General features: G+C 58.1%; 16 protein-coding genes. 3 read left to right on the top strand and 13 right to left on the bottom strand.

What is annotated here, in order from left to right:
- Positions 1 to 21: 21 nt before the first annotated feature.
- From pcnB to gluQRS, 7 genes are all read right to left on the bottom strand, one after another.
- Positions 22 to 1,371, bottom strand: a complete 1,350-nt coding sequence (pcnB, locus tag EP166_RS07610) for a polynucleotide adenylyltransferase PcnB (RefSeq protein ID WP_220432526.1) — start codon at positions 1,369 to 1,371, stop codon at positions 22 to 24.
- Between the two features lie 731 nt (positions 1,372 to 2,102).
- Positions 2,103 to 3,542, bottom strand: coding sequence for a sigma-54-dependent transcriptional regulator (locus EP166_RS07605; RefSeq protein WP_127556152.1), 1,440 nt, complete (start codon positions 3,540 to 3,542; stop codon positions 2,103 to 2,105).
- A gap of 163 nt (positions 3,543 to 3,705) precedes the next feature.
- The gene (locus EP166_RS07600; RefSeq protein WP_127556151.1) at positions 3,706 to 6,651 is read right to left on the bottom strand and encodes a sensor histidine kinase; all 2,946 of its coding nucleotides are present in this window, start codon (positions 6,649 to 6,651) and stop codon (positions 3,706 to 3,708) included.
- Positions 6,651 to 6,818, bottom strand: coding sequence for a hypothetical protein (locus tag EP166_RS21120; RefSeq protein WP_164743850.1), 168 nt, complete (start codon positions 6,816 to 6,818; stop codon positions 6,651 to 6,653). The genes EP166_RS07600 and EP166_RS21120 overlap by 1 nt, the downstream gene beginning before the upstream one ends.
- Before the next feature lie 96 nt (positions 6,819 to 6,914).
- Complete coding sequence (locus EP166_RS07595) at positions 6,915 to 8,447, bottom strand: DUF3369 domain-containing protein (RefSeq protein WP_127556150.1); 1,533 nt, start codon at positions 8,445 to 8,447, stop codon at positions 6,915 to 6,917.
- Positions 8,444 to 10,084 (bottom strand): sensor histidine kinase, encoded by a 1,641-nt coding sequence (locus EP166_RS07590; RefSeq protein WP_127556149.1) that lies wholly within the window; start codon positions 10,082 to 10,084, stop codon positions 8,444 to 8,446. The genes EP166_RS07595 and EP166_RS07590 overlap by 4 nt, the downstream gene beginning before the upstream one ends.
- 124 nt (positions 10,085 to 10,208) lie before the next feature.
- Positions 10,209 to 11,081, bottom strand: a complete 873-nt coding sequence (gene gluQRS, locus EP166_RS07585; protein ID WP_246026230.1) for a tRNA glutamyl-Q(34) synthetase GluQRS — start codon at positions 11,079 to 11,081, stop codon at positions 10,209 to 10,211.
- Positions 11,082 to 11,179: 98 nt separating this feature from the next.
- On the opposite strand from gluQRS, the gene EP166_RS07580 reads away from it, so the two are divergent.
- Positions 11,180 to 12,370 carry an aminotransferase class I/II-fold pyridoxal phosphate-dependent enzyme gene (locus EP166_RS07580; protein WP_127556148.1) on the top strand — a complete coding sequence of 397 codons (1,191 nt, stop codon included), beginning with the start codon at positions 11,180 to 11,182 and terminating at the stop codon, positions 12,368 to 12,370.
- A 276-nt stretch (positions 12,371 to 12,646) separates the two neighbouring features.
- On the opposite strand, the gene EP166_RS07575 is transcribed toward EP166_RS07580, so the two are convergent.
- The 4 genes from EP166_RS07575 to EP166_RS07560 are packed head-to-tail and all read right to left on the bottom strand — an operon-like array spanning position 12,647 to position 16,178.
- Positions 12,647 to 12,964, bottom strand: coding sequence for a Rieske (2Fe-2S) protein (locus tag EP166_RS07575; RefSeq protein ID WP_127556147.1), 318 nt, complete (start codon positions 12,962 to 12,964; stop codon positions 12,647 to 12,649).
- Positions 12,965 to 12,994: 30 nt separating this feature from the next.
- A complete protein-coding gene (locus EP166_RS07570) occupies positions 12,995 to 13,774 on the bottom strand; it encodes a heme ABC transporter ATP-binding protein (protein ID WP_127556146.1) in 780 nt (259 codons plus the stop codon).
- Positions 13,771 to 14,793 (bottom strand): FecCD family ABC transporter permease, encoded by a 1,023-nt coding sequence (locus tag EP166_RS07565; protein ID WP_127556145.1) that lies wholly within the window; start codon positions 14,791 to 14,793, stop codon positions 13,771 to 13,773. Before EP166_RS07565 ends, EP166_RS07570 begins: the two co-directional genes overlap by 4 nt.
- A complete protein-coding gene (locus EP166_RS07560; RefSeq protein ID WP_127556144.1) occupies positions 14,790 to 16,178 on the bottom strand; it encodes a hypothetical protein in 1,389 nt (462 codons plus the stop codon). Before EP166_RS07560 ends, EP166_RS07565 begins: the two co-directional genes overlap by 4 nt.
- Positions 16,179 to 16,446: 268 nt before the next feature.
- Between EP166_RS07560 and EP166_RS07555 the strand changes: the two genes are divergently transcribed.
- Together EP166_RS07555 and serB are read left to right on the top strand one after the other, a co-directional pair.
- Positions 16,447 to 16,626 (top strand): hypothetical protein, encoded by a 180-nt coding sequence (locus tag EP166_RS07555; RefSeq protein WP_127556143.1) that lies wholly within the window; start codon positions 16,447 to 16,449, stop codon positions 16,624 to 16,626.
- Positions 16,627 to 16,650: 24 nt separating this feature from the next.
- Complete coding sequence (serB, locus tag EP166_RS07550) at positions 16,651 to 17,862, top strand: phosphoserine phosphatase SerB (protein WP_281276761.1); 1,212 nt, start codon at positions 16,651 to 16,653, stop codon at positions 17,860 to 17,862.
- 75 nt (positions 17,863 to 17,937) lie between these two features.
- On the opposite strand, the gene EP166_RS07545 is transcribed toward serB, so the two are convergent.
- Positions 17,938 to 20,025 carry an EAL domain-containing protein gene (locus EP166_RS07545; RefSeq protein WP_127556142.1) on the bottom strand — a complete coding sequence of 696 codons (2,088 nt, stop codon included), beginning with the start codon at positions 20,023 to 20,025 and terminating at the stop codon, positions 17,938 to 17,940.
- Positions 20,026 to 20,205: 180 nt separating this feature from the next.
- On the bottom strand, positions 20,206 to 21,999 hold the full coding sequence (locus EP166_RS07540; protein ID WP_127556141.1) for a hypothetical protein: 1,794 nt from the start codon (positions 21,997 to 21,999) through the stop codon (positions 20,206 to 20,208).
- Positions 22,000 to 22,039: the final 40 nt, after the last annotated feature.

Here is a 22,039-nt window from a genome sequence, read left to right as displayed (position 1 = left end):
GGTCAGAACCCTGGGAGTCGATCAGGAGGCCGACTCGCCACGGTTTTGCGGCGGCCGACGGCGACGGCGGCGACGCGGGCGGTCACTGGCCGCTTCGCTGGCCATATCGCGGCGAATATCCGGGTTTTCAGTCTGATAGTCGGTCCACCATTGGCCCAGATTGCCGGTTTTCTCGCCGGCACTTTCCCGCAGCAACAGGAAATCGTAGGCCGCCCGGAATCGGGGGTGGCTGGCGACTTGCTCAGCGCGTTTCGGTGTGCGTTTGGGCAACCGCAACTGGAGTTCCCAGATTTCTTTCATCGGGATCGAAAACCGCTTGGGAATGGCGATGGATGAAATCTGATGCGCAACTATTTTACCCATGGCCTGCAACCAGGCAGGTTGTTCCGGTGTGCCCATGTTGATGCTGTGCTCGGCTTCTTCACGAACCGGAGGCCACAACAAAGCAGCATACAGGAAGGCAGGCGTCACGGGCTTGCCGCGATTGATGCGATCGTCGGTATTGACCAGGGCCTGTTCTATGAAGGCGTCGTAATAGCCATCGGTAGAGGCTTTAAGTGCGGCGTGAGTGGCCGGTAGTAGGGGCTCAACCAGGTTGTATTCACGCATCAGACGCCAGGTGGCCAGACCATGCCCGGACATCAACATCTTGATCACTTCGTCGAACAGTCGCGCCGCTGCCACGTTGCTGAGCAGCGGTGCCAGCTCGGGAATCAGGTCGCCGGTGCGTGGTTCTATGCTGAAGCCCAGTTTGGCGGCAAAACGAACCGCGCGCATCATCCGTACCGGGTCTTCGCGGTAGCGGGTTTCCGGGTCGCCGATAATGCGTAGTACCTTGTTTTCCAGGTCATTCATGCCCGAGCCGTAGGCTTTCAGGGTGAAATCTTTGGGGGTGTAGTACAGGGCGTTCACGGTAAAGTCGCGACGTTCGGCGTCCTCTTCGAGTGAGCCGTAAACGTTATCGCGCAGCAACAGGCCTTCGTCGGACTGTTTTTGCAGATGGTTGTCGTTGTTGTCGTCGGTTCGGCCACGAAAGGTGGTCACTTCAATGATTTCTCGACCAAAGGTGACGTGGACAATGCGGAAACGACGGCCAATCAGGCGGGAATTGCTGAACAGCTTGCGCACCTGTTCGGGCGTGGCGTCGGTGGCGACGTCGAAATCCTTGGGTCTCAGGCCGAGTTGCAGGTCGCGCACGCAACCGCCAACCAGGTACCCTTCGTATCCGGCATTTTGCAGGCGATACAGCACTTTCAAAGCGGTATGGTTGATGTCTTTCCGGGATACGCGGTGTTCGTCTCTCGGGATTGTACTCAACTCGATGCTGTTCGTTTTTTGCGGTAACCAGCGTTTGATCCAGTCCACTACCATGGTTTGCACATGATCTCGCATTGTTCAAAGAGCGCGCAGTTTAGCGGAAGCAGCCATCATTCTCTATGCCTCGCGCCCGTCAATCTGTCCATTTGATGGCTAAAATCGGCCTCATGGCGCGAAATAGCTCTGAATAGACACGGTTAAGGAGGAATGCTGGCACTGGACGTGAAGATGTGAGGCGTCGCAGGCGCAACTAAAGCGGATGTGTTCAGGGATGGGGTATAACTACGAGCGGCCGGCACGAGGCCGGCTCTAGCAGCGTGACGAAGCATCACGATCTGAACCTGCATACTGAAACAGGTGAGTGGGGCTTATTATTCTTGATGTCTGGGGATCTTGATGCCCCCATGACCTTACACTGTCATTTGTTTTCTTATTATTAGTGTCGTTTATTGTTTTTGTTGTTAGCAGCTGACAATGGTGTTTGCCCGTTTTTTAATGCTACCCCCTTGTTGTTGTTTTTGGGTGGGGGTTGCTTGTGGTTGGCCCGTTGTTGTTTTTGTTGATGGGCCGATCTTCTCTTGCCCCTTAGATATTGCAGGTGCTGTGCCATTTTTAAAAAGTTGTTATAAAACAATGAGTTAAAAAGCACTGATCAAAATGTAAGCAACTTGTCAGCGGTCCGTAAGCGTTGTTTGTTACCGTAAGTGTCAGAGTTGTTACGTGCGTAAGGCTATGTAACAACGCTGAAGGCGGAAGGACGGTTTACTGGCGGAAATGGCGGAGTGTTACTGGGTGGTTGTGCTGGCGGAAGAGGTGGTGCTGCCTTTCTTGGGGCGGGGGATGCCCAGGCGCTGGCGACGCTCCCAGAGGCACTTGCGGCTGATGCCGAGCTTTTGCGCCAGCTCGGTTTCCGACATGCCTTCCTGGTGTTCGAGCACGAAGTGCTGGAAGTAGTCTTCCAGTGACAGATCGTCTACGTCCTGTGAGTGGCTGTTAATGCCGGGCGACGCGGTAGGGGCTTCTTCGCTGACCAGGGTGTCCGGTATTTTCCAGTCTTCCTGGTCGAGGCCCATTTCATCGAGGGTGATCTCGCCGCCTTCACTGAGAATAAGGGAACGTTGTATGGCGTTTTCCAGTTCACGCACGTTACCGGGCCAGTCGTAGTGCAACATGGCGTCGCGGGCGTCTTTTGAGAGCAGCACGGGTCCATCGAGTTTGAGCCGGCGTGCGTGCTTGGCAATGAGGTGTTCGGCAATTTCAACGACATCCTGTCCGCGCTCGCGCAACGGCGGCAGCGTTACTTCTATGACTTGCAGCCGGTAATACAAGTCTTCCCGGAACCGGCCTTCCTTGACCAGTTGCTTGAGATTACGGTGGGTGGCCGCGATCAGCCGGACATCAACGGTGCGCGAATTTACCGAGCCGACCCGGCGTACTTCGCTTTCCTGTATCACTCGCAGCAGCCGTGCCTGGGCTTCCATCGGCAACTCACCAATTTCGTCCAGAAACAGGGAGCCGCCCTCGGCGGCTTCTACCAGGCCCTGGCGCGCGGCTGTTGCACCGGTGAAGGCCCCTTTCTCGTGACCAAACAGCTCCGACTCGATCAGGCTTTCGGGAATGGCTGCGCAGTTGACGCTGATCATCGGCTGGTCGTGGCGGGGGCTGTGCTGGTGAATGGCGCGGGCGGCCAGTTCTTTACCGGTACCGGACTCGCCGTGAATCAGAACGGTGATATCGGCCGGTGCAACGCGGCGAATTCGATGGTAAAGCCGTTGCATGGCGTCACAGCTGCCGACCAGGTCGCCCAGGGTGCTGTGAGGTTGGTGATGACTGACTTCGGGTTGGCTGTCGCCGGATTCATGCTGCACCCGCTGCTGACGGTGTGTGCTGACAATGCGCCCGACCGTTCGCACCATTTCTTCGTGATCAAACGGCTTGGCGATGTAATCGACCGCGCCCATTTTCATCGCATCGACGGCGGAGCGCATGCTGGCGTAGCTGGTCATGATTAGCACCGGCACGTCGCCGGCCATATCGATCAGGTCGGTACCCGGTGCACCGGGCAGTCGCAAATCGGTGATGATCAGGTCGAACCGGCCCAGGTCGTGCTGACTGGCTTCGGTGACCGATTCGGCTTCTATGACCTGGTATTGATGACGTTCCAACAGTCGTTTCAGGGCTGAGCGGATAATGCTCTCATCTTCAACTACCAGAATGTCACTCATGTCTGACCTCCGTCTCGGCCCGGTCTGTTACCCGTGCCATGGAATGCGTCGTACTGCGTTGTGTGTCGGACCGGCCGCGATGTGCCGTCAATCCCGACGACCCGGGCCTGATCGCTGCCCTGACATTGAAACGGGCAGGTTTTCAAGCCGTGGTGCGCTGTGCTCAGGGTGTTACCTGAGGTAACAAGCGATGTAAGGGTAACCGAATTGTGAACCGAGTGCCAATGCCCTCGGCAGCAAACGCGGGGCTGTCCACCGCCATATGTCCGTAGTGTTCCTCGACAATGGTATAGGCCAGAAACAGGCCTAGCCCGGTGCCTTTGCCGACTTCCTTGGTGGTGAAGAAGGGGTCGAAAATGTGATCGACAACGTCGGCTGCGATGCCGGTTCCCCGGTCGATGACCTCTACCACGGCACTCTCTACTTCGGCTTCGGCCCGCACCCGGATCACCTCGCCATCCGGGCTGGCATCCCGGGCGTTGCCGAGCAGGTTGATGAATACCTGGCTCAGGCGCTGGGCCTCGCACAGTACGGTCAGGTCGTCGGCAACCTCATTCACAAAGATCACTCTTTGCGCATCGCGCGACAGGGAGAGCAGGTCGATGGCGTCCTGCACCACCTGGCGTAACGGGTAAGGTTGGTGGTCGGCCTTGCCATCACCCTGGCCGGCGTGTGCGAAGTTGACCAGCGAGCGTACAATTTTGGTCACCCGGCCCGCCTGCTCCCGAATCTGATCGGCAATCACCTGTTGCTCGGCCGGGTCAGTCACGTATTTCAGATCCTGAGCCAGGCAGTCGATGCCGGTAATGGGGTTGCCAATTTCATGGGCAACGCCAGCGGCCAGACGACCAATAGAGGCCAGGCGCTCGGAATGCACCAGTTCCGATTCCAGCAGCTTATGCTCGGTTTCGTCTTCAAGCAGAATGACCGTGCCTTCGAGCGGCTCATCGCGGCGCTGCATCTGGGCACTGCGATGCAGGCTGAACCAGCGTTTGCCCCGGCCATCGGCATTGGGCTGTTCAACGGTGAGCTTGTTGGACTGGCCCTTGAGAAAGCTGTCGAGCAGGTCGTACCAGTTGGCGGGCAAGGAATCGAGGCGGGCGCCAATGGCTTCGGCTTCACTGATGCCGGTCATGTCGGCCATGACCCGGTTCCACAGCAATATTTCACCGTCGCTGGCCAGGGAGCAGACACCGATCGGCAAGTTGTAGAGCGTTTCGCGGTGGTGTCGGCGCAGCCGGTCGAGTTCGGCAGCCATGCCGGTTAGCTGATGGTGGTAACCATCGAGCCGTTGCTCGAAAAAGTAGATGTCATCCCGCTCAGCACGTCCGCTTTGCTCGTAGGGCAGGTAGCGGGCGACCAGTGCCTGGGCGACGCTCGGGCCCATCAACCCCGATAAGTTGGCTTCAATGGTGTCGCGCAGGCGGCGCAGGGCGTAAGGGCGGTATTCGCCGAGCGGAAAGCCCAGCGTTTTCAGCGCTCGCTTCACTTCGCGTTCGGCCATGATGCGCCCCAGCGGGCGACTCAGTGTTTCGATGAATTCGGTAACATTACGCGCTTTTAGCGGCAGACGATGGCGCCGGTCGACCGAGGTAATGACGCAGGTTTGGGCGGCGTCTTTCTCCTCCTTGCTGGTGCGGGTGAGCAGCGAGACCAGCACAAAGGTGAGCGTGTTGATGCCCAGCGAGACCAGAGTGGTCAGCGACCAGTGATCAGCTTCCAGGGCGAAGCCCATGCGCAGCTGGTTACCCAGCGACAAGCTTTCGGCCAGCATCGGAATGGCCAGGCTGGCGGCCCAGACCAGCAAGCCGAGCGTTAACCCGCTGACAAACCCCTGGCGATTGGCCCCGGCCCAGAACAGCAGGCCCAGAATGCCTGGCAATAACTGCAGCAAGCCGGTAAAGGCAGTGATGCCCAGGGAGGTGAGGTTCTGCACCTGGTTGAGCAACAGATAGAGCGCGTAAGACAAACCGATGACCACGCCGATCAGCAGGCGTCGCACCCACAGCAGCCAGCGGTATACATCGGCGCTGAAGCTCGGCTTGTAAAATGGGAGTACCAGATGGTTCATTGCCATGCTGGCCATGGAGATTGACGCCAGCACGGTGATGCCAGCGGCGGCCGACAAGCCACCCAGGTAGGCCAGCCAGGTTACCCAGGGTTTGTCGAGCAGCAGCCCAATGGACAGGGAGAAGTACTCTGGGCTGGCGGTCGAGCCGAGTGACTGGCCGGCCCAGAGAATCGGCATTACTGGCAGTGCCATCAGCAACAGGTAAACGGGCATCGCCCAACTGGCCATGCGCAACCGCGACAGATTGGTGGTTTCCCGGAACAACAGCTGGAACAGATGCGGTAATACCAGCGGCGCGGAAACGAACATCAGCAGCAGCGAGAACCACTGCACCGGTTGCAGCGGAGGCGTTTGAAACTGGGGCTCGAGTGCCAGCTGTGACCAACGGGTAATGCCTGGCCAGCTGCCGAATACTTCCAGCGCAGCAACGCCGCCAATCACCAGAAACGCGACCAGTTTGAACAGCGACTCAAACGCCAGCGCGAACATCAGCCCCCGATGCTTCTCGGTCGGGGCGATATCGCGGGCCCCAAACAGAATGGAAAACGCCAGCAGAATCAGACAAATTAGCAGTGCCAGGGGCCAGGCCATGGTGTTTGGGTCGAGCAGGGTAATGGTGTCGGTAATGGCCTGAATCTGCAGCGCCAGCATGGGTAACATGGCCAGGACCACGCCCAGGGTGGTCAGAAACCCGACCCAGCGGCTGCGGTAGCGAAAGGCGAACAGATCGGCCAGGGAGGCCAACTGATAACTGCGCGACAGATCATGTATGGGCCGCAGTATGATGGCCGAGAACACCAGGGCAATGGCGAGGCCCAGATACAGGGCGAGGTACCCGTAGCCCAGATGGTAGGCTAGGCCGACACTGCCATAGAACGCAAAGGCGCTGCAATACACGCCCAGCGCCAGCAGGTAGACCAGCGGGTGCCGGGCCAGGTTCTGCGGGATCCAGCCGCGCTCTGCGCAATAGGCGGCCAGAAACAGCAGCAGCAGGTAACCCAGAGTGACACTGATCAGGAGTTGCCAGCTAAAGTCCATCAGCGCCGACTCCGCAGGTATTCAGCCAATGCGTTGACCGCAATCAGGCCTGTCCAGATCAGGAAAGGCAGATACCACAGCTGCACCGTCCCGGAGCCATCCAGTGAGAATGGCAGCAAGAGGTAGAAGGGTAAGATGAACAGCTTGAGTAATAACGACAGTGACATGGGTCGCCCGCCCGAGAATGCGGGCGATATCCTACCCTTACAGCGGCCAGAATTTAAGCAGCGTCTGAAGAATTCCCGCCCGGGCGTGGCCGGGGATCAGTCGGGGTAGGTGTTTTTGATGGCAATGAGGTCATCGAAATGAGCCAGTACTATGTCGGCCAGGGCTGGGTCGAACTGCTGGCCACGTTCTCGTTCGATTAAGGCCCGAGTCTCCTCGTAAGACCAGGGGTTCTTGTAGCAGCGAGCGCTGGTGAGTGCGTCAAACACATCTGCCAGGGCCGTTATGCGGCCTTCAATGCTGATTGCATCGCCCTGCTTGCCATGGGGGTAGCCGGTACCGTCCCAGCGTTCGTGGTGATCCAGAGCGATCATCGCACCGACTTTGAGAATGGATTTATCCGACTGGTGCAGCAAGTCGTAACCGATCTGCGAATGGGTTTTCATGATGGCCCATTCCTCGGCATCCAGAGGGCCGGGCTTGTTCAGTACCTGGTCGGGTATGCCTATTTTGCCCAGATCGTGCAAAGGCGCTGCCTCTCGGATTAACTGTGCCTGTTGTTCGCCCAGCCCTGCTTTCAGTGCGATCAGTTCACTGATGTGCGACACCCTCCGCAAGTGCTGACCGGTTTCCCGGGATCGATGCTCCACCGCATCGCCCAGAATAAAAACGATCTCGCGCTGGCTGTCTTCGAGTTCGGTGCGCAGCGACAGGTTTTCAAAGGCGGTCAGGGCGTTCTGGCAAAAAACCTCAAGCAGGTGGCGTTCGATGGGACTCTGAGGCGTCAGCCCCTTGAGGAACAACATGCTTAAATGCAAGTCGTTGGACCGGTAAAGGCATAGATAACCATTGTCCATGTAATGCGAGTGATACCCGAGTTCGGTACTGTCGATGAAGGTACGAACGCTGTCGGGCAGCAGCTGGGTAACCGGGACGCCCACTTTGCTGTGATAGGCCCCGGTTCCGGCAACAACGGTCAGTTTGCCGGCCTGTTCATGGGCGGCGATCCCTTCGCACTGAGCGTAAAGCGCATCTTCGTCAGGCGACAGTATCGCGGATATCTGCTCGAGAATGCCCAGGGCAAAGTCGGTGAGGAAGGTTTTCTGCTGCAGGTGAATAGAGGCGCTGAGAATACGCTCCAGACCCTGCCGGCTGCGGTCAAGCGCGAGGATGTCGCGGTAACTGCGCAAACAGGAGAACAGCAAGGTGTGCAGTTTGCTGCGCGTGAGCTCGGTTTTTTCCTTGTAGTCGTTGATGTCGTAGTCGGCAATGATGGTTTCTTCCGGTGCCTGGCCTGGCTGGCCAGTGCGCAGCACAATACGGGTGAAGGTATTGTCCAGCCGGGTGCGAATGGTTTCGGCCAGATCCAGCCCGGCGTGGTCGGTTTCCATGACCACATCGAGCAGGCACAGGGCCGTATCCGGGTTGTCTCTCATCATCGCTTCGCCTTCGACACCGCTGTAGCTGTGCAGGAAGGCCAGCGGCCGACCATCGAACCGGAAATTGCGCAGCGCCAGGGTAGTGATGGCGTGTACTTCTTCGTCGTCGTCCACGATCAGCACCTTCCACGGCAGCAGGTTCTCCTGGTTTGAGGTGGTGGGTTCGCTCGCGAAGGTCAGTTTCTCACTCATAATGCGGTGTCCGGGGTTGGTGTTGGCTCCGGCGTAGCGTCTGCCGGTGAATAGGGGATGGTGATGATCAGTCGGCAACCTTGATGTGGCGGGCTGTCGAGCCGTATTTTTCCGTTCAGCTTGCCGGTGACCAGATTAAAGACGATGTTCATGCCCAGGCCGCTGCCACCACTGGACCGGCGAGTCGTAAAAAACGGATCGAACATGCGTTTCTGGGTATCGGGGCTCATGCCTTCTCCGTCGTCTTCGTAAATCAGCTCCAGCGTGTTTTGCTCTACCCGGTTAAACAGCCGGATCTGACCCGGGCGGGTGCTGTCGTCGAACCCATGGAGCAACGAATTGATGATCAGGTTGGTGATGACCTGTGCCAGCGCCCCTGGTGTCAGTTGCAGGGCAATATCGGGGTCGATGTCATTCACGACCCGAATCGGGGTGTTTTTGTATTTTGGTTTCAGGCTGGCCAGAATTTCATCGACATACACCTGCAGATTAATGTCGCGCTGTTCATCGCTGGTCTGATCCACCGCCACCTGCTTGAACGATCGAATCAGTTGCGCCGCCCGATCCAGGTTGCTCGACAACAGCGTGCCGGTTTCCAGGCACTCATGGAAGAACCGTTCGAGATCCGATTTGGTGAGCGTTTCATTTTCCAGCTCCCGTTGCGTCTGGCGAGCCTCTGAGGTCAGGTGGCTGGCCGCGGTAATGGAGACACCCAATGGCGTGTTGACTTCATGGGCGACGCCGCTGACCAGATTGCCCAGCGAAGCCAGCTTCTCACTTTGCAACAGTTCATCCTGAGCGATCTGGAGTTTTTCAAGTGACTCGCTTAACTCGGTGTTGCTGCGTTGCAGCGCCTCGGTCCGTTCGCTTACGGTTGCTTCAAGCTCGGTTCGGTATTCCAGCAGTTCTTTCTCGTGCTCGATCAGGCGGTCGCGTTGATCGTTGAATGACTGATACAAACGACCGATTTCATCGGACCGGGCTTCGAGCGATGGTTCGCGCTGCACGACCCAGGTGGAGACATCACCCTTGGACGTGCGTTCGACGAAATCGGTAAACGCTTTGATTGGTACTGCGACGATGCGGTCAACCAGAGCATAGAGTCCAATCAGCAACAGAACGATGGCCAGCACCGCAGAAATGATGACGCCACCCAGTACCAGCCGAACCTGATTCTCGATCAGGCGATCGTCGCTGCGCAGATAGATCCAGCCAATGACAGACTCAGAATTATTGAACTCATGCACGACGGGCGTGCTGATGAACAGGCTGTTGGCATCATTCCATTCAGTACGGTCACCGCCCGGAGGCAGGTTGGTGAACGACATGTTGTTCAGATCGCCAAGGTTCAGGCTGATTTCGCCCTCGGCGCTGCGAACGGCTACGCCAGAGATATAAGGATCGCGCAGCAGGGCATTGGCGGCGCGGGTGACGCCGCTATCGTCAAAGGCCCACATCGATTCCTGAATAATGGGCAGCATATTGCCCAGTGAGGCATCCACGTTCTGGTTGCGCAACCCCTCCATGGTCCGGTTGAGCGCGGAGTATTGCATCAACATGGTCACCAGAATGGCGATGGCCACGCCAAACGTGATGTAAAGGAGCAAACGGCGCGCCAGTGAAGCGTTTACAGTCATGAAACAGTGCAACCCGAAAGCAAAGTCTACTTAGCGTAAACCCGCATTCAGGTTCGCGCCAGCAAACAGGCCAGGAACGAATCAACAACGACTTTTTTAACCGGGTTAAAATTAGGGGGTTCGTTTAGAGGGCTATCTCAGCCAACCCATGCAGGTATGTGGGAGACCATTGCCCGAGCGCTTCGGCAAGCATGCGCTCGGGCGTGTCGGCCTGAATATCAAGACCGAGCCAGGGCCAGAGCTGCATCAGGTTGGCCGTGGCCTGGTTGTTGTCCAGAGCCGGCGCAAAGTTCTGTTTGCTGAGCTTTTGACCGGCATCTACCAACACCGGAAAATGTGCATGGTTCGGGCACTCATGACCCAGTGCCCGATACAGCGCGCGCTGCCAGAAAGTGGAGCTGAGCAAATCGATGCCGCGCACGATGTCGGTCATGCCCTGGTCGGCGTCGTCCACCACTACGGCCAGCTGGTAGGCAAACAGACCGTCGCGCCGGCGAATCACGACATCGCCGTAGTCGCGCGCCAGTGCCGTTCGCTGTGGCCCCTGAAACAGGTCGGTAAAGGCATCGTCGATGTCGGGTGTTTGAAAGCGGATGGCGGCATCGCCCCGCGGCTGACGACAAGCGCGGCACGTGCCAGGGTAAACCGGCTGCCCGGCCAACTGCTTGCGGCTGCAGCGGCACCAGAACAGCTGATCCAGGTCGGCCAATACCTCAATGGCGTGGTGGTAGGCATCATCGCGCTGGCTCTGGTACATCACCGGCGAATCCCACGTCAGGCCGTGAGAGTCCAGGCTGCGCAGAATGGCATCACTGGCACCCGGCTGGGTTCGCGGCGGGTCCAGATCCTCAATGCGTACCCACCATTCACCGCCATGGCGCCGGGCTTCGAGGTAGCTGACCAGCGCCGCCAACAAAGAGCCCAGGTGCAGTGGCCCGGTGGGCGAAGGGGCGAAACGCCCGCGATAGCGAGGTGACTGAGCCGTCATGCTGGCCATGTTCTCCATTGAAGACAGTGAATAGCGCGCTGGTATTGGACTGGGCGTTGTCGATTCTGCATTATGCCCACGGTTTTAAGTCTTTGCAGGTAGCAATTATGTCCGCCAACCGGCTCGCCGATCGTACCCGACACATCGCTCCCTTTCACGTTATGGGCGTGCTCGCCAAGGCCCGGGCCATGGAAGCCGAAGGCCGTTCCGTCATCAGCCTGTTCGTTGGTGAGCCGGATTTTGGAACGCCTGAGGCTATCATAAAGGCGGGCCAGCAGGCATTGGCGGACGGACACACTGGTTATACTGCGGCCATGGGCATCCCCGCACTGCGTGCCGCCATAGCCGACCGCTACCAGCGATGGCATGGCATTACCGTCGATCCGGCGCGAATAGCGGTAACTCCGGGTGGTTCTAGCGCTTTGTTGCTGGCATTTGCGGCTACCATCGATCCCGGCAAGAGAGTGTTGTTGCCCGAACCTGGCTACCCTTGCAACCGGCATTTCCTGCAGGTGCTCAATGGTCAGGGTATTTCGGTGCCGCTGTCTAGCGATGGCTTGCGACTGGATATTGATGCCCTCGAAGCCGCTGTGACTGATGAGACTACCGGTCTGTTGCTGGCGTCACCCTGTAATCCGACGGGTCAGGTACTGTCCCGCGAAGAGTGGACCGCCGCTTCAGACTTTGCCCACCGTCACGATCTGTCCGTGTTTGCCGACGAAATCTATCACGGTCTGACCTTTACCGAAGCATTGCCGCCGACCGCACTGGCAGTGAACGACGATGCCTGGGTCACCCAGAGTTTCTCGAAATTCTATGGCATGACCGGCTGGCGTCTGGGTTGGGTTGTTGTGCCCGAATACGCGGTTGACGCTGCAGAACACCTGGCGCAAAACCTGTTTCTGTCGGCCCCTGCGATGGCCCAACACGCTGCATTGACCGCTTTTACTCCCGAAGTAGAACAAGAATGCTTTGAAAGAGCCGCTGAACTCAAGGCACGTCGGGATACACTGGCACCGGCCATTGAGGCTTTAGGCCTTCCGCTCCTGGCGCAACCGGATGGCGCTTTCTACCTTTATGTTGATGTGTCATCGGTGTGCGACGACGCCATGGACTGGTGTCAGCAATTGCTGGAAGAAACTGGCGTAGCGATTGCTCCGGGGCTCGACTTTGGCGGGGCTACTGAGCACAGTGCGGTGCGGATTGCCTACACCGTTTCGATCTCTCGCCTGGAAGAAGCGGTTAGCCGAATCGGAGACTTTCTGGCGCGGCATCCTTATCTGGCACGAGGTCGCTGAGTGCCAGAGTTCAGAGGTTGTTCCAGCTCAGGTGCCAGTAAGTCGTGTCGGCCACCGGGTGGGCCTCTCCGGGGACGGCGTAAACCCGTCCATGGGGCCTAGGCTTCGGCATATGAATCCCCTCCATGGGATTCTCCCTTCGGGCTCGCTTTGCTCATGCTAAAACGCTCCTGGCGTTTTAGTCCATGCCTCAGACTACCCCGGATAGGCCCACCCGGTGACCGACACTTGGTGTACAGGTCATTTCCAAATTTCGATCAAGTGCTAATTTCTTTTTCAGGAAACCAGATATAAAACTTCATCCTTTACAGTAAATTCAGCCGGCTTCAAATAGTCCCCCTGACAAGGGCCAGACAAGCAATGGCCCGTTTCTATTTCAAAAAGAGCACCGTGGGTGGAGCACTGAATCAGGGCGCCGTCCAGATCCAGAAAATCGTTTTCCTGAAATTCCAGCTCAACGCCCAGGTGCGGGCATTCATTGTGGTAGACGAAAATCTCGCCGTCTTTGCGCACTGCGAAGACCGGTTTGTCGGTGATGTCGAAGCCGAGTGACTCGCCTTCGTTCAAATCGTTAACAGAGCAAAGTTCGATCATTGAGACTCCTGGTTCGAAATGACTCATGGGTTAATCCGGAATGATCAGCGGGCAATCGTGACGCGGGTGGCGTAGCACGGTTACCGCCAGGTCGAAATAGCGTTGCAGGGTATCGGCTTTGAAAACCTCATCGGGCGTGCCTTGCTCAGCAATGTGCCCCTGGTGCATCAGCACCACCCGATCGGCGTAACGGGCCGCCAGGTTCAGGTCGTGTACCACCAAAAGAATGCCTACCTCGCGCCTGGCAAAGTGTTGCACCGCTTTGAACAGAGCCTGTTGATGGCTCAGGTCCATTCCGGTAGTGGGCTCGTCAAGCAGCAGGAAGCAGGGGCCTTCCGGCTGGGATTCCCAGATTTGGGCCAGCACCCGGGCCAGGTGGACGCGCTGTCGTTCACCGCCGCTGATGTCATCGATGCTGCGTTTGCTGAACGGGCTCAGGTCACACAGCGCCAGTGCCTCTTGCACAATCTGCCTATCCCGCTGATGACCGGTGCCATGCGGGTAACGGCCGAGCGCGACTACTTCTTCAACCCGAAATTCGAAATTCAGCGCATGCTGCTGCGGCAAGACGGACAGCAGACGGGCTCTGTCCTGCCCCGGCCAGTCGCGGATCGGTTTGGCATGCAGGCTGACCATGCCCCGTTCTGGCGTGAGTTCACCGCTCAGGGCCTTCAATAAGGTGCTCTTGCCAGCGCCGTTCTGCCCGATCAGGGCGGTGATTTTGCCCGGCGCTACTGCTATCGACACATCCGTGAGTACGGGCTGACCCGGTAGCAGGCTCAGCGTCAGCTGGTCGGCGCGCAACGTCATGACAATCGGCCCCGCTGACGATGAATTAAATAAATGAAAAACGGCCCGCCGAGCAAGGAAGTAATGATGCCCACCGGCAGTTCGGCCGGGCTCAGGACGGAGCGGGCCAGCCAGTCGGCCCACAGGGTCAGCAGGGCACCGAGTGCCAGGCTGAGTGGCAGCAAACGACGGTGGTCGGCACCGGTCAGCATGCGCACGATGTGCGGCACAACCAGGCCAATGAAACCGATGATGCCGGTAAAGGCGACAGCGGCACCCACCCCGGCCGCGCTGAGATAGACAATGCGTCGTTTCAGCGCTGGTACATCAAAGCCCAGGTGGCGACATTCGGATTCCCCCAATAACAGGGCGTTGAGCGGTCGCCATTGCCGGTAAGCGAGCGGGGCAATGATGGCCAGCACTGCTGCGGTGATCGCCACGCCCGACCAGCTGGCCGCTGCGAAACTGCCCAGGCTCCAGAACGTCAGGGTGCGCAGTTGCTCATTCGTGGCCAGATAAGCGCACAGGCCAATGCCGGCAGCGGCCACCATATTGAAGGCCACGCCCGCCAGAATCAGCCGCAGCGGTGAATAGTGGCTGCTTTGCCCAATCAGCATGACCAGGCGGGTCGCGGCCAGGCCACCGCCAAAGGCAACCAGCGGTAGCAGGAAGGGTCGCAACGCAACGGGCAGGGTATTGGGCAGATTACTGGCCAGAACCAGAACAACAACGACCATCAGTGTAGCGCCGCTGGATACCCCCATTAACCCGGGCTCGGCCAGGGGGTTGCGAAACAGCCCCTGAATCAGAACTCCGCAAACCGCCAGCAGCGCACCCACACAGAGTGCCAGCAGGGTTCTGGGAATGCGGATCTGCCAGAGAATCAGCCCCTGTAAATCGTCGCTGGGGCCGGTAACGAGGTGTTTCAGCAGGCCAGACCAGGGCAGATGCGTGGGGCCGGTCGCCAGGCTGGCCAGCAGCGTGACCGCAAACACCCCCACCAGCCCTGCCCACAGCCAGGCTGCGGGCACGTGTTTCATTGCGCCTCCAACAGCGTGCGTGCGTGCGAGCGCAGCAATTGATCCTGATTGCCGCTGATGGCATCGAGCTCCCAGACTTCCAGCCGGGAACCGTCCGACAACGTGATATCACGCACCAGCGATACTTCGACACTGCGGTTCAGCTCGGCATCCTGCAACATGGGTTCGGCCAGGTAAAGCGTATCGCGGGGCTGCAGGGCGCTGACCTGTTGCAACCACTGGGAGGCATCGCCAGCGACCAGAGGCAGGGGGATGCCGTGCTTAGTGGTTCTGGAAACAAAGGCCGGGCCTGCGCTCAGCGAATAGCCAAAACTGGGCTGCTGCCGGTGCGATTGCTGGTGCAGTTGCTCGGCGGCCATTTGCAGTACCCGGGCCGCGCAGACGGCGTTCATGGCGTAATGGTCCTCGTCGCTCAGGCCAAAGACCAGCGTGAAGCCTTCGGGCAGCAGCACGCCACCATAGAGCTCACCCACCTGGGTGATCAGGTGTTCATACCGTGCCCAAAGCCCCTGCAACTGGTGGGCGTCGTAATGGCGGGTCAGGGCATCCCAGTTGTGGCATTGCACATTGAGCAGGGCCACATCGCAGTAAGCCCCTTTTTCGCCCACCAGATGGGTCTGCTCAAGCAGCCGTTCCGCCTCGGCGGAATCGGTTGAGGTGGCCAGGGTGCGCAGCACCTGGGCGTTGCGATCCAGCGCGTTGCTCAGGCGTTGCACCAGCATGCGGATCTGGTGTTCGGGCGGACCGCTGAACGCGTCGCGCCATTCCGGAATCTGCTCGCTCAGTTGAGTGGCGAGCTTCTGGGTCGCCTGATCCTGCAAGCGGGTCCGCCAGCCTATCAGACCCGCCGCCAAAGCCAGGGCCAGCAGGTTGAACAGAAACCAGGCGCGGTATGCGCGTTCCTGCCAGGAACGCAGGGGCTGGTCGTCGAGTTGTATTTCAACGTTGCCGAGCAAATCGGATTCAAAATAGACCGGATGGCTGAACCGGTCGATGGCATCGGGGTTGCGGCCACCGGGACGCGACGTCAGCGTAATGTCCTGGCTGGTTGAGTTCAGGCTGGCGTTGAACACCAGTGGCTCTTCGGCTGTGCGATTCAACAGCAGGCTGATGGCCAGCCGATCGCCGCGTTGCAGGGGCGCGGCAATATCGAACGCCAGAGTACGGGCCAGGCTCTCGCCGAGACGCTGGCCAGCCTGCGCCAGGGCATCGCTGGCGGGCTGATACCAGAACAGCCAGAGCATCAGGTTCACCATGACCAACAGCGCCAGCGTAAAGCCGGTTAGCGGTTGCCACAGCCAGCGAAGCCAGTGTCGGGACAACAGGCCTTTGGCCGCCGGTTGGGCCTCGGGTTGTGTCTGGGGATTGCGCGTGTCTGCCGTCATACTGGGTGTTGAGGTACTCTGGTGGTGAAATAAGTCCGGGCCCTGTGTTCGGAACTTCCTTAATTGTTCCGCGGCGTCCCAGTCGATACAATACCGCGGCCTGTCACCATGGTGGCAGCCGCAGCCCGGTCAGCGGAGCCCCTGTTTCCTGTGGGGAGTGCCTGCCGTGCTCAAGGCGGCTATGGTAGCGGTATTTCGGGCTATAAAGAACCCGCGGTTCAGTGATTCCGCACAGTCCACACTCTGTCCCAATCAATGAGGAAACAGCATGAGTAATTCGGTAGAGCAGTTGCACGCCCAGCTGAGTCAGATCAAGAAAGGCCTGTTTATGATGGGTCCGGACCGGGTTCGCGCCATGTCCACCCACGAAACAGAAGACCTGATCGTTGAGTTGCAAACCGTTACCGACCAGGCGCTGGCCGAACTGGCCAATCTGAAGAGCGAGTAAGTCCACCGACCGGAGCCTTGCCTGGTGAGTTCCATTTTAATGTTAAAGGTGAGTGGTCACGACCGCATGGGTCTGACCGCCGAGCTCACCACAACGCTGGCTGAATTCGGCGTCATCCTCCTCGACATGGGTCAGTCGGTCATTCATGACCAGGTTTCTCTGGGCATGTTGCTGCAATTGCCCGAGGGTGCCGATACCTCGGGTGTGCTCAAGGAAATACTGTTCAAGGCGCATGAACTGGGCATTCATGCCCGTTTCACCCCGGTCGAAGAACCCGCCTACACCGACTGGGTTGGCCAGCAAGGCAAAGACCGTTATGTGCTCACCTTGCTGGCGCGCCGCATTACCGCCGAGCAACTGGCCCGGGTATCTACCGTGGTCAGCGAGCAGGGCCTAAACATTCAGGACATTACCCGTCTGACTGGCCGAATCCCGCTGGATGCACTGGCAGACAGTGGCAAAGCCTGTATTGAACTGACCCTGCGCGGGCAACCGAGCAACCCGGATGCTCTGCGTCTGGCGTTTCTGGACATCAGCAGCCAGCTCGACATTGACGTCGCCTTTCAGCAAGACACCGTCTACCGGCGCAACCGCCGCCTGGTGTGTTTCGATATGGACTCAACGCTGATCGAAACCGAAGTGATTGACGAACTGGCCCGGGCGGCCGGGGTAGGCGAACAAGTAGCGGCCATTACCGAACGGGCGATGTCCGGCGAGCTCGATTTTCAGCAAAGTTTCCGGCAGCGCATGGCGTTGCTGAAAGGGCTGGATGAATCGGTGCTGGCCGGCATAGCAGCACAATTGCCGATTACCGAGGGCGCCGAGCGGCTGATTCGTACGTTGCGGGCCTATGGCTTCAAAACCGCGATTCTGTCGGGCGGTTTTACCTATTTCGGGCACTATTTGCAGCAGCGTCTTGGCATCGACTATGTGTATGCCAATGAGCTGGAGATTGCTGATGGCCGGGTAACCGGCGAAGTGAAAGGCGTTATTGTCGACGGCGCACGCAAAGCCGAGTTATTACACGAGCTGGCGCAACGGGAGGGCATTCAGCTGGAACAGACCATCGCGGTGGGTGACGGTGCGAACGATTTGCCGATGCTCAGTCAGGCCGGCTTGGGCATAGCCTTTCGGGCCAAGCCCATTGTGCGCGAAAGTGCACGTCATGCGATATCAACCCTGGGGCTGGATGCGGTGTTGTATCTGCTTGGTTTCAGGGATCAGGATATTCACTGACCTAAAGTCGATATTTTGCACCCAGTGCCTGGCACGGATTAGCAGCAAAAGGTTTAACCTCCGAAACGTGACTTATCAGACCGCCTCTTCTTCATCGTTGGCATCGAACTCGTAGTCCATGCCCGTCAGCGGTGCCTGAACGTAGTAACCCTGAATGTAATTGACACCCAGCTCCCACAATGAGGCGAGGACTTCCGCGCTTTCGATTTGCGGGACAATGGAGTTGATGTCCTGCTTGTGGATCGCATTGACCAGGGTTTCCAGCGGGGCCATGGCTTTGTCGTCCGACGTCAGCGCTTCAATAAAACTGCCGTCGACGCGAATGTAGTCGATGTCGAGGTGACGCGTCACCGACAGGCCGCTTTCAATCAGACCGAAGTGGGTTAGCGCCAGCTTGCACTTGAGCAGTGCCAGGCCCTTGCTGAAAGCCTTGGCGACTTTCAGGTAGCTTTGGGCCTGTTCTTCGGTGACCTGGAAGGTCAATGCATCACCGGGGAGCTTGGAGGCCTTTAGCGCACTGTTAACCCAGGGCAGGAAGGTGGGGTCCTGAATCGAGCTGGGCGTCAGATGAATGAAGACCTGGGTATTGTGGCCACGCTTGCGATGCTCAGCCAGCGTCTTGATGGTGTTCAGCACCACCCAACGGTCGAGTTTTGCGCCCAGGTCTCGCGCTTCGATCAGCGGCAGAAACTCTTCCGGCAGGACATCGGTACCGTCTTTGTCAACCAGACGCAGCAATACATCGTAATGTTCCCGGCTGTCGCCTCTGAGGCTGATGATCGGCTGGAACAGAATGCGGAAACCGTCGTTCTCAAGGGCGTGGTCGACTTTGCCGGCCAGGTTGTCGTCCGACAGATTGGCGATGTCGGATTTATCGTAATATTGCACTCCGGTCTTTTCATGAACGGCGCGCGTATAGGCCTGATGCGCATGGCTCAGCGCCTCCTGGCCACTCTGGCAGCGCTCGTCGATGTGTGCGATGCCGAAGGCCACGTCGACAGGCAAAGTGCGACCATCGACCTCAAACAGATGATCGGCGATTTCCTTGCGTACCTTGAGAGCGTCGGCTTTGATGTTGTCGATATTGCCCTGGGCCAGCAGCAACGCAAAGCTGTCGTCACCGTAGCGAGCCAGCAATGACTCGGCTGGCTGGTACTGGGCATACACCTCGGCCAGCTCTTTCAGAATAACGTCGGTGCCGGCTATACCGGCTTTGGTTTTCAGATCACTGAAGTTGGCAACGCCGATGTGCAGTACTATTTGGCTGGTGTTGGACTTCAAAACTTGCTGATAGGCCGTTTTCAAGGCGTCAGTGAAGTGCTGGCGGTTATAGAGCCCGGTTACCAGATCCTGTGAGCTGATTTCCTTGATCTTGGCCTGCAGTTCTTCGTTGTCGGCATCGTTGCGGCGTATGACCAGCTGGGTGCAGGGCTCGCCTTCATAGCTCGCCCCCGACAGTGTCATGCGAATATTAAACGCCTCACCATTGACGTGCTCGGCAACGCACGTCAGTTCACCGGTTGACCCGTCGCGATAGGTTTTCAGCGAGCTTTTGAGTTTGTCGAGGTCTTTGCGGGCGATCAGATCCATGATCGGAGTGCTTTGCAGTTCCTCGAGGTCGTCGTAGCCGAACAGGGTCTGGTAGGCTTCGTTCGCGTAGATGTGCATGCCTTCATGAACATAGGCAATGGCATCGACAGAGCTGTCGAGCAGTAACTGACAGCGCTTCTCGGTTTCCTGCAGGCTGGCTCGGGTCTCGCGCAGTTCACGGCGGGCTTTCAGCGCCGCTTTTTCCCGTTTAACCGCGCTGACCAGATGTTGCTCTTCACCTTCAACCAATACGTCGGTCAGGCCGGTAGCCAGTGCCTCGCCGATGCGATCGGCATCGTAGGTTTCTATCAGTGCCAGAATGGGCAGGTCTTTGCCGGCCCGTTGAATGGTGGCCACAGCGGCTGTCGGGTCAACGGTCTGGGTATCCAGCTTGACCAGTAACATATCCCAATGCTGTTCCGATAAAACGCTTTCCAGTTCACTCAGGCTGGCAATAAAGTGGGAGCGAACGGCCTGGCCAGCATTACGAAGGCTGCTGAGCAGCGGTTCTGCTTCACTTTGAGTGTCATGGATTACCAGAAGTCGGATGGCGCTTGCGTTACTTTCAGACATAAATCAACTGTCGCGACAAAGTTTTTAGATTAGGGGTCTGAGTATAGTGACGAACGGTCGATCTTGACAGCCACACCGCTGTTTTTTTGGGATTGGCTGGCTCAGGCTGAGAGCACCGTCTCGCTTTGTGGCACAAACAGTGCTCAGTCGCAGGCCAGTGCCCAAGTTCAGCAACGGCGGTCAGAGTTGCCGCCAGAGGCTTTCAAAGCTGTCGTCAGCACCAATGGCCTGATTCTTTTCGGGCTCGGCCGGTTTGTGCGCCACCTTGCGTACCTGGAACTGGCTGAGAATGCCGGTACTCAGAATGCGTTTGGTGAGCTGATACTTGCCTTCATTCCCCGAGATATTGATGGTGACCTTGTTGCCTACCTGAAACGGCAAACGCGGGGTCAATACTGAGGCGTCCTGACCGATTGCCCGGATTTCCGGTATGAACAGGCCGCGCAGGTAGTCGCCGTGCGCGCCGGTTTTGTGCAATTGGCGAATACCGCAAGGCTGACTGTTCGGTGCAATCAGTTCAACACCCATCTGGGTGCCGCTGTCCTTGCTCTGGCGCAGCCAGCGCACAACACCCAGGTTCCAGTGCTGCAGTTTCTCTTCTTTGACAGCAACGACTTCACCGGTTTTCAGGTTGCTGGCGGCCTTGTCGGTCCACTGAATGCAATAGCCGCGCGGGCTTACGTTGACCAGCAAGCCGGAATAACTGGGGTGGTCTTCCTGTGCGTCCTGTGGAAATTCGATCGCATCCTCTTCGCTGCCGGGTATGCGTCGCTGACCGGCATCGAACGACTCTTCCCATACGTCTTTCTGGGACTGTACGGCCTTGGTTTCAAACGCCGCAAAGCGCGAGCTTACGGCACCAATAAAGGGGTTTTCGGCATTTGCGGACTGCCCGTAAAGCTGGGAGTAGAAGCCTATTCCACCAGACATATGAAAGTGTGTTCCGGTCAGGCCGACGGTGAGCGATACCTTGCCGCTGGACTGGGTGCGCGAAAACGCACGCTGTTTCATGCCACCCCAGGACTGGACCAGATGCTCCAGCAAGGCCTGGTTAAAATCTTTGGGCAAAATACGGCTGGGGGCTTTTTCTTCAACCCCCGCGGAGGCTTGAGCGCGTTTAAGCTCGTCATGCAGAGGCCTCACCAGAGGCAGCGTATTGATGCCCAGGTATTCCGAGAAATTGGCTTGCTTGATCAGATAGCTGTATTGGGGTGGCTGGTCGGTTTCCGGGTTGATCACCAGAACGGATTTTTCATCGGCCACATCATCGATGTCGAGCAGCGGCGTCCAGCGGGGCAGGGCTGCGAATACATCGGTCAGTTCACGCTGCAGCAGCTGGTTTGGCTGGCTGGTACCGAGCAACACGGCTCTGAGGTACACCTCCTGTATGTTGGAGCGCTTGCCCTGTTCGTTTTCTTCGATGGGCGTGGTGTGCAGATTGAATGCCGATGCGATCTGGTACAGCTGGTGTATCTCGCGCCACAACCCGGTTGGCGTGGGGATATACAGCTGGTAGGAACGCAGCAAGCTGGGGATCAGGTCGCTCAGCGTCCGATGAACGGCCTTGGCCATCAGAGCCTTTTGCTTGATGGTGCCCTGCGCCAGCATGTGCTGAACAATGATCTTATAGCCGGTGGCCAGGTGGGTTTGCAGCGCCTGGGCCAGGTTGGCGACCTTGCGTTGCTGGTCATCGAGCGCCACGCCCTGATTCAGGTATTTCTGATTCAGCGAGCTGCACACGTAATGAATGGGGTCGCGCACCATATCCATCAGTTCGAGGCGCGAGGCATCACTGATACGTAACTGATTGAATTCGATGACAGCATGGTAGAGCTGGCGCGACGTTTCCCCAATGTTAGCCATTGGTAAGCCCGTGACCCACGCCTTGAGCTGGCGGGCGTTGGGTTCACAGAATGACAGGGTCGTCAGGGTCTGCTGCGGAATATTGAGATAGTGTTTCGGCCTGTAATCCATTCAGTGCTCTACCCAGTGTCTTGCCGAAGTATAGTCGTGT

It is taken from the genome of Saccharospirillum alexandrii, assembly GCF_004000275.1.
Classification (GTDB): domain Bacteria; phylum Pseudomonadota; class Gammaproteobacteria; order Pseudomonadales; family Natronospirillaceae; genus Saccharospirillum; species Saccharospirillum alexandrii.
This window is presented reverse-complemented; position numbering and strand designations above follow the sequence as displayed.

Excerpts from the sequence above, each read along its gene's own strand:
- EP166_RS07580 (WP_127556148.1), top strand. The coding sequence starts at position 11,180 with ATGTCCGCCAACCGGCTCGCCGATCGTACCCGACACATCGCTCCCTTT.
- EP166_RS07575 (WP_127556147.1), bottom strand. The coding sequence starts at position 12,964 with ATGATCGAACTTTGCTCTGTTAACGATTTGAACGAAGGCGAGTCACTC.
- EP166_RS07560 (WP_127556144.1), bottom strand. The coding sequence starts at position 16,178 with ATGACGGCAGACACGCGCAATCCCCAGACACAACCCGAGGCCCAACCG.
- EP166_RS07600 (WP_127556151.1), bottom strand. The coding sequence starts at position 6,651 with ATGGACTTTAGCTGGCAACTCCTGATCAGTGTCACTCTGGGTTACCTG.
- EP166_RS07595 (WP_127556150.1), bottom strand. The coding sequence starts at position 8,447 with ATGAGTGAGAAACTGACCTTCGCGAGCGAACCCACCACCTCAAACCAG.
- gluQRS (WP_246026230.1), bottom strand. The coding sequence starts at position 11,081 with ATGGCCAGCATGACGGCTCAGTCACCTCGCTATCGCGGGCGTTTCGCC.
- pcnB (WP_220432526.1), bottom strand. The coding sequence starts at position 1,371 with ATGGTAGTGGACTGGATCAAACGCTGGTTACCGCAAAAAACGAACAGC.
- EP166_RS07570 (WP_127556146.1), bottom strand. The coding sequence starts at position 13,774 with ATGACGTTGCGCGCCGACCAGCTGACGCTGAGCCTGCTACCGGGTCAG.
- EP166_RS07605 (WP_127556152.1), bottom strand. The coding sequence starts at position 3,542 with ATGAGTGACATTCTGGTAGTTGAAGATGAGAGCATTATCCGCTCAGCC.
- EP166_RS07555 (WP_127556143.1), top strand. The coding sequence starts at position 16,447 with ATGAGTAATTCGGTAGAGCAGTTGCACGCCCAGCTGAGTCAGATCAAG.
- EP166_RS07590 (WP_127556149.1), bottom strand. The coding sequence starts at position 10,084 with ATGACTGTAAACGCTTCACTGGCGCGCCGTTTGCTCCTTTACATCACG.
- EP166_RS21120 (WP_164743850.1), bottom strand. The coding sequence starts at position 6,818 with ATGTCACTGTCGTTATTACTCAAGCTGTTCATCTTACCCTTCTACCTC.
- EP166_RS07565 (WP_127556145.1), bottom strand. The coding sequence starts at position 14,793 with ATGAAACACGTGCCCGCAGCCTGGCTGTGGGCAGGGCTGGTGGGGGTG.
- EP166_RS07545 (WP_127556142.1), bottom strand. The coding sequence starts at position 20,025 with ATGTCTGAAAGTAACGCAAGCGCCATCCGACTTCTGGTAATCCATGAC.
- EP166_RS07540 (WP_127556141.1), bottom strand. The coding sequence starts at position 21,999 with ATGGATTACAGGCCGAAACACTATCTCAATATTCCGCAGCAGACCCTG.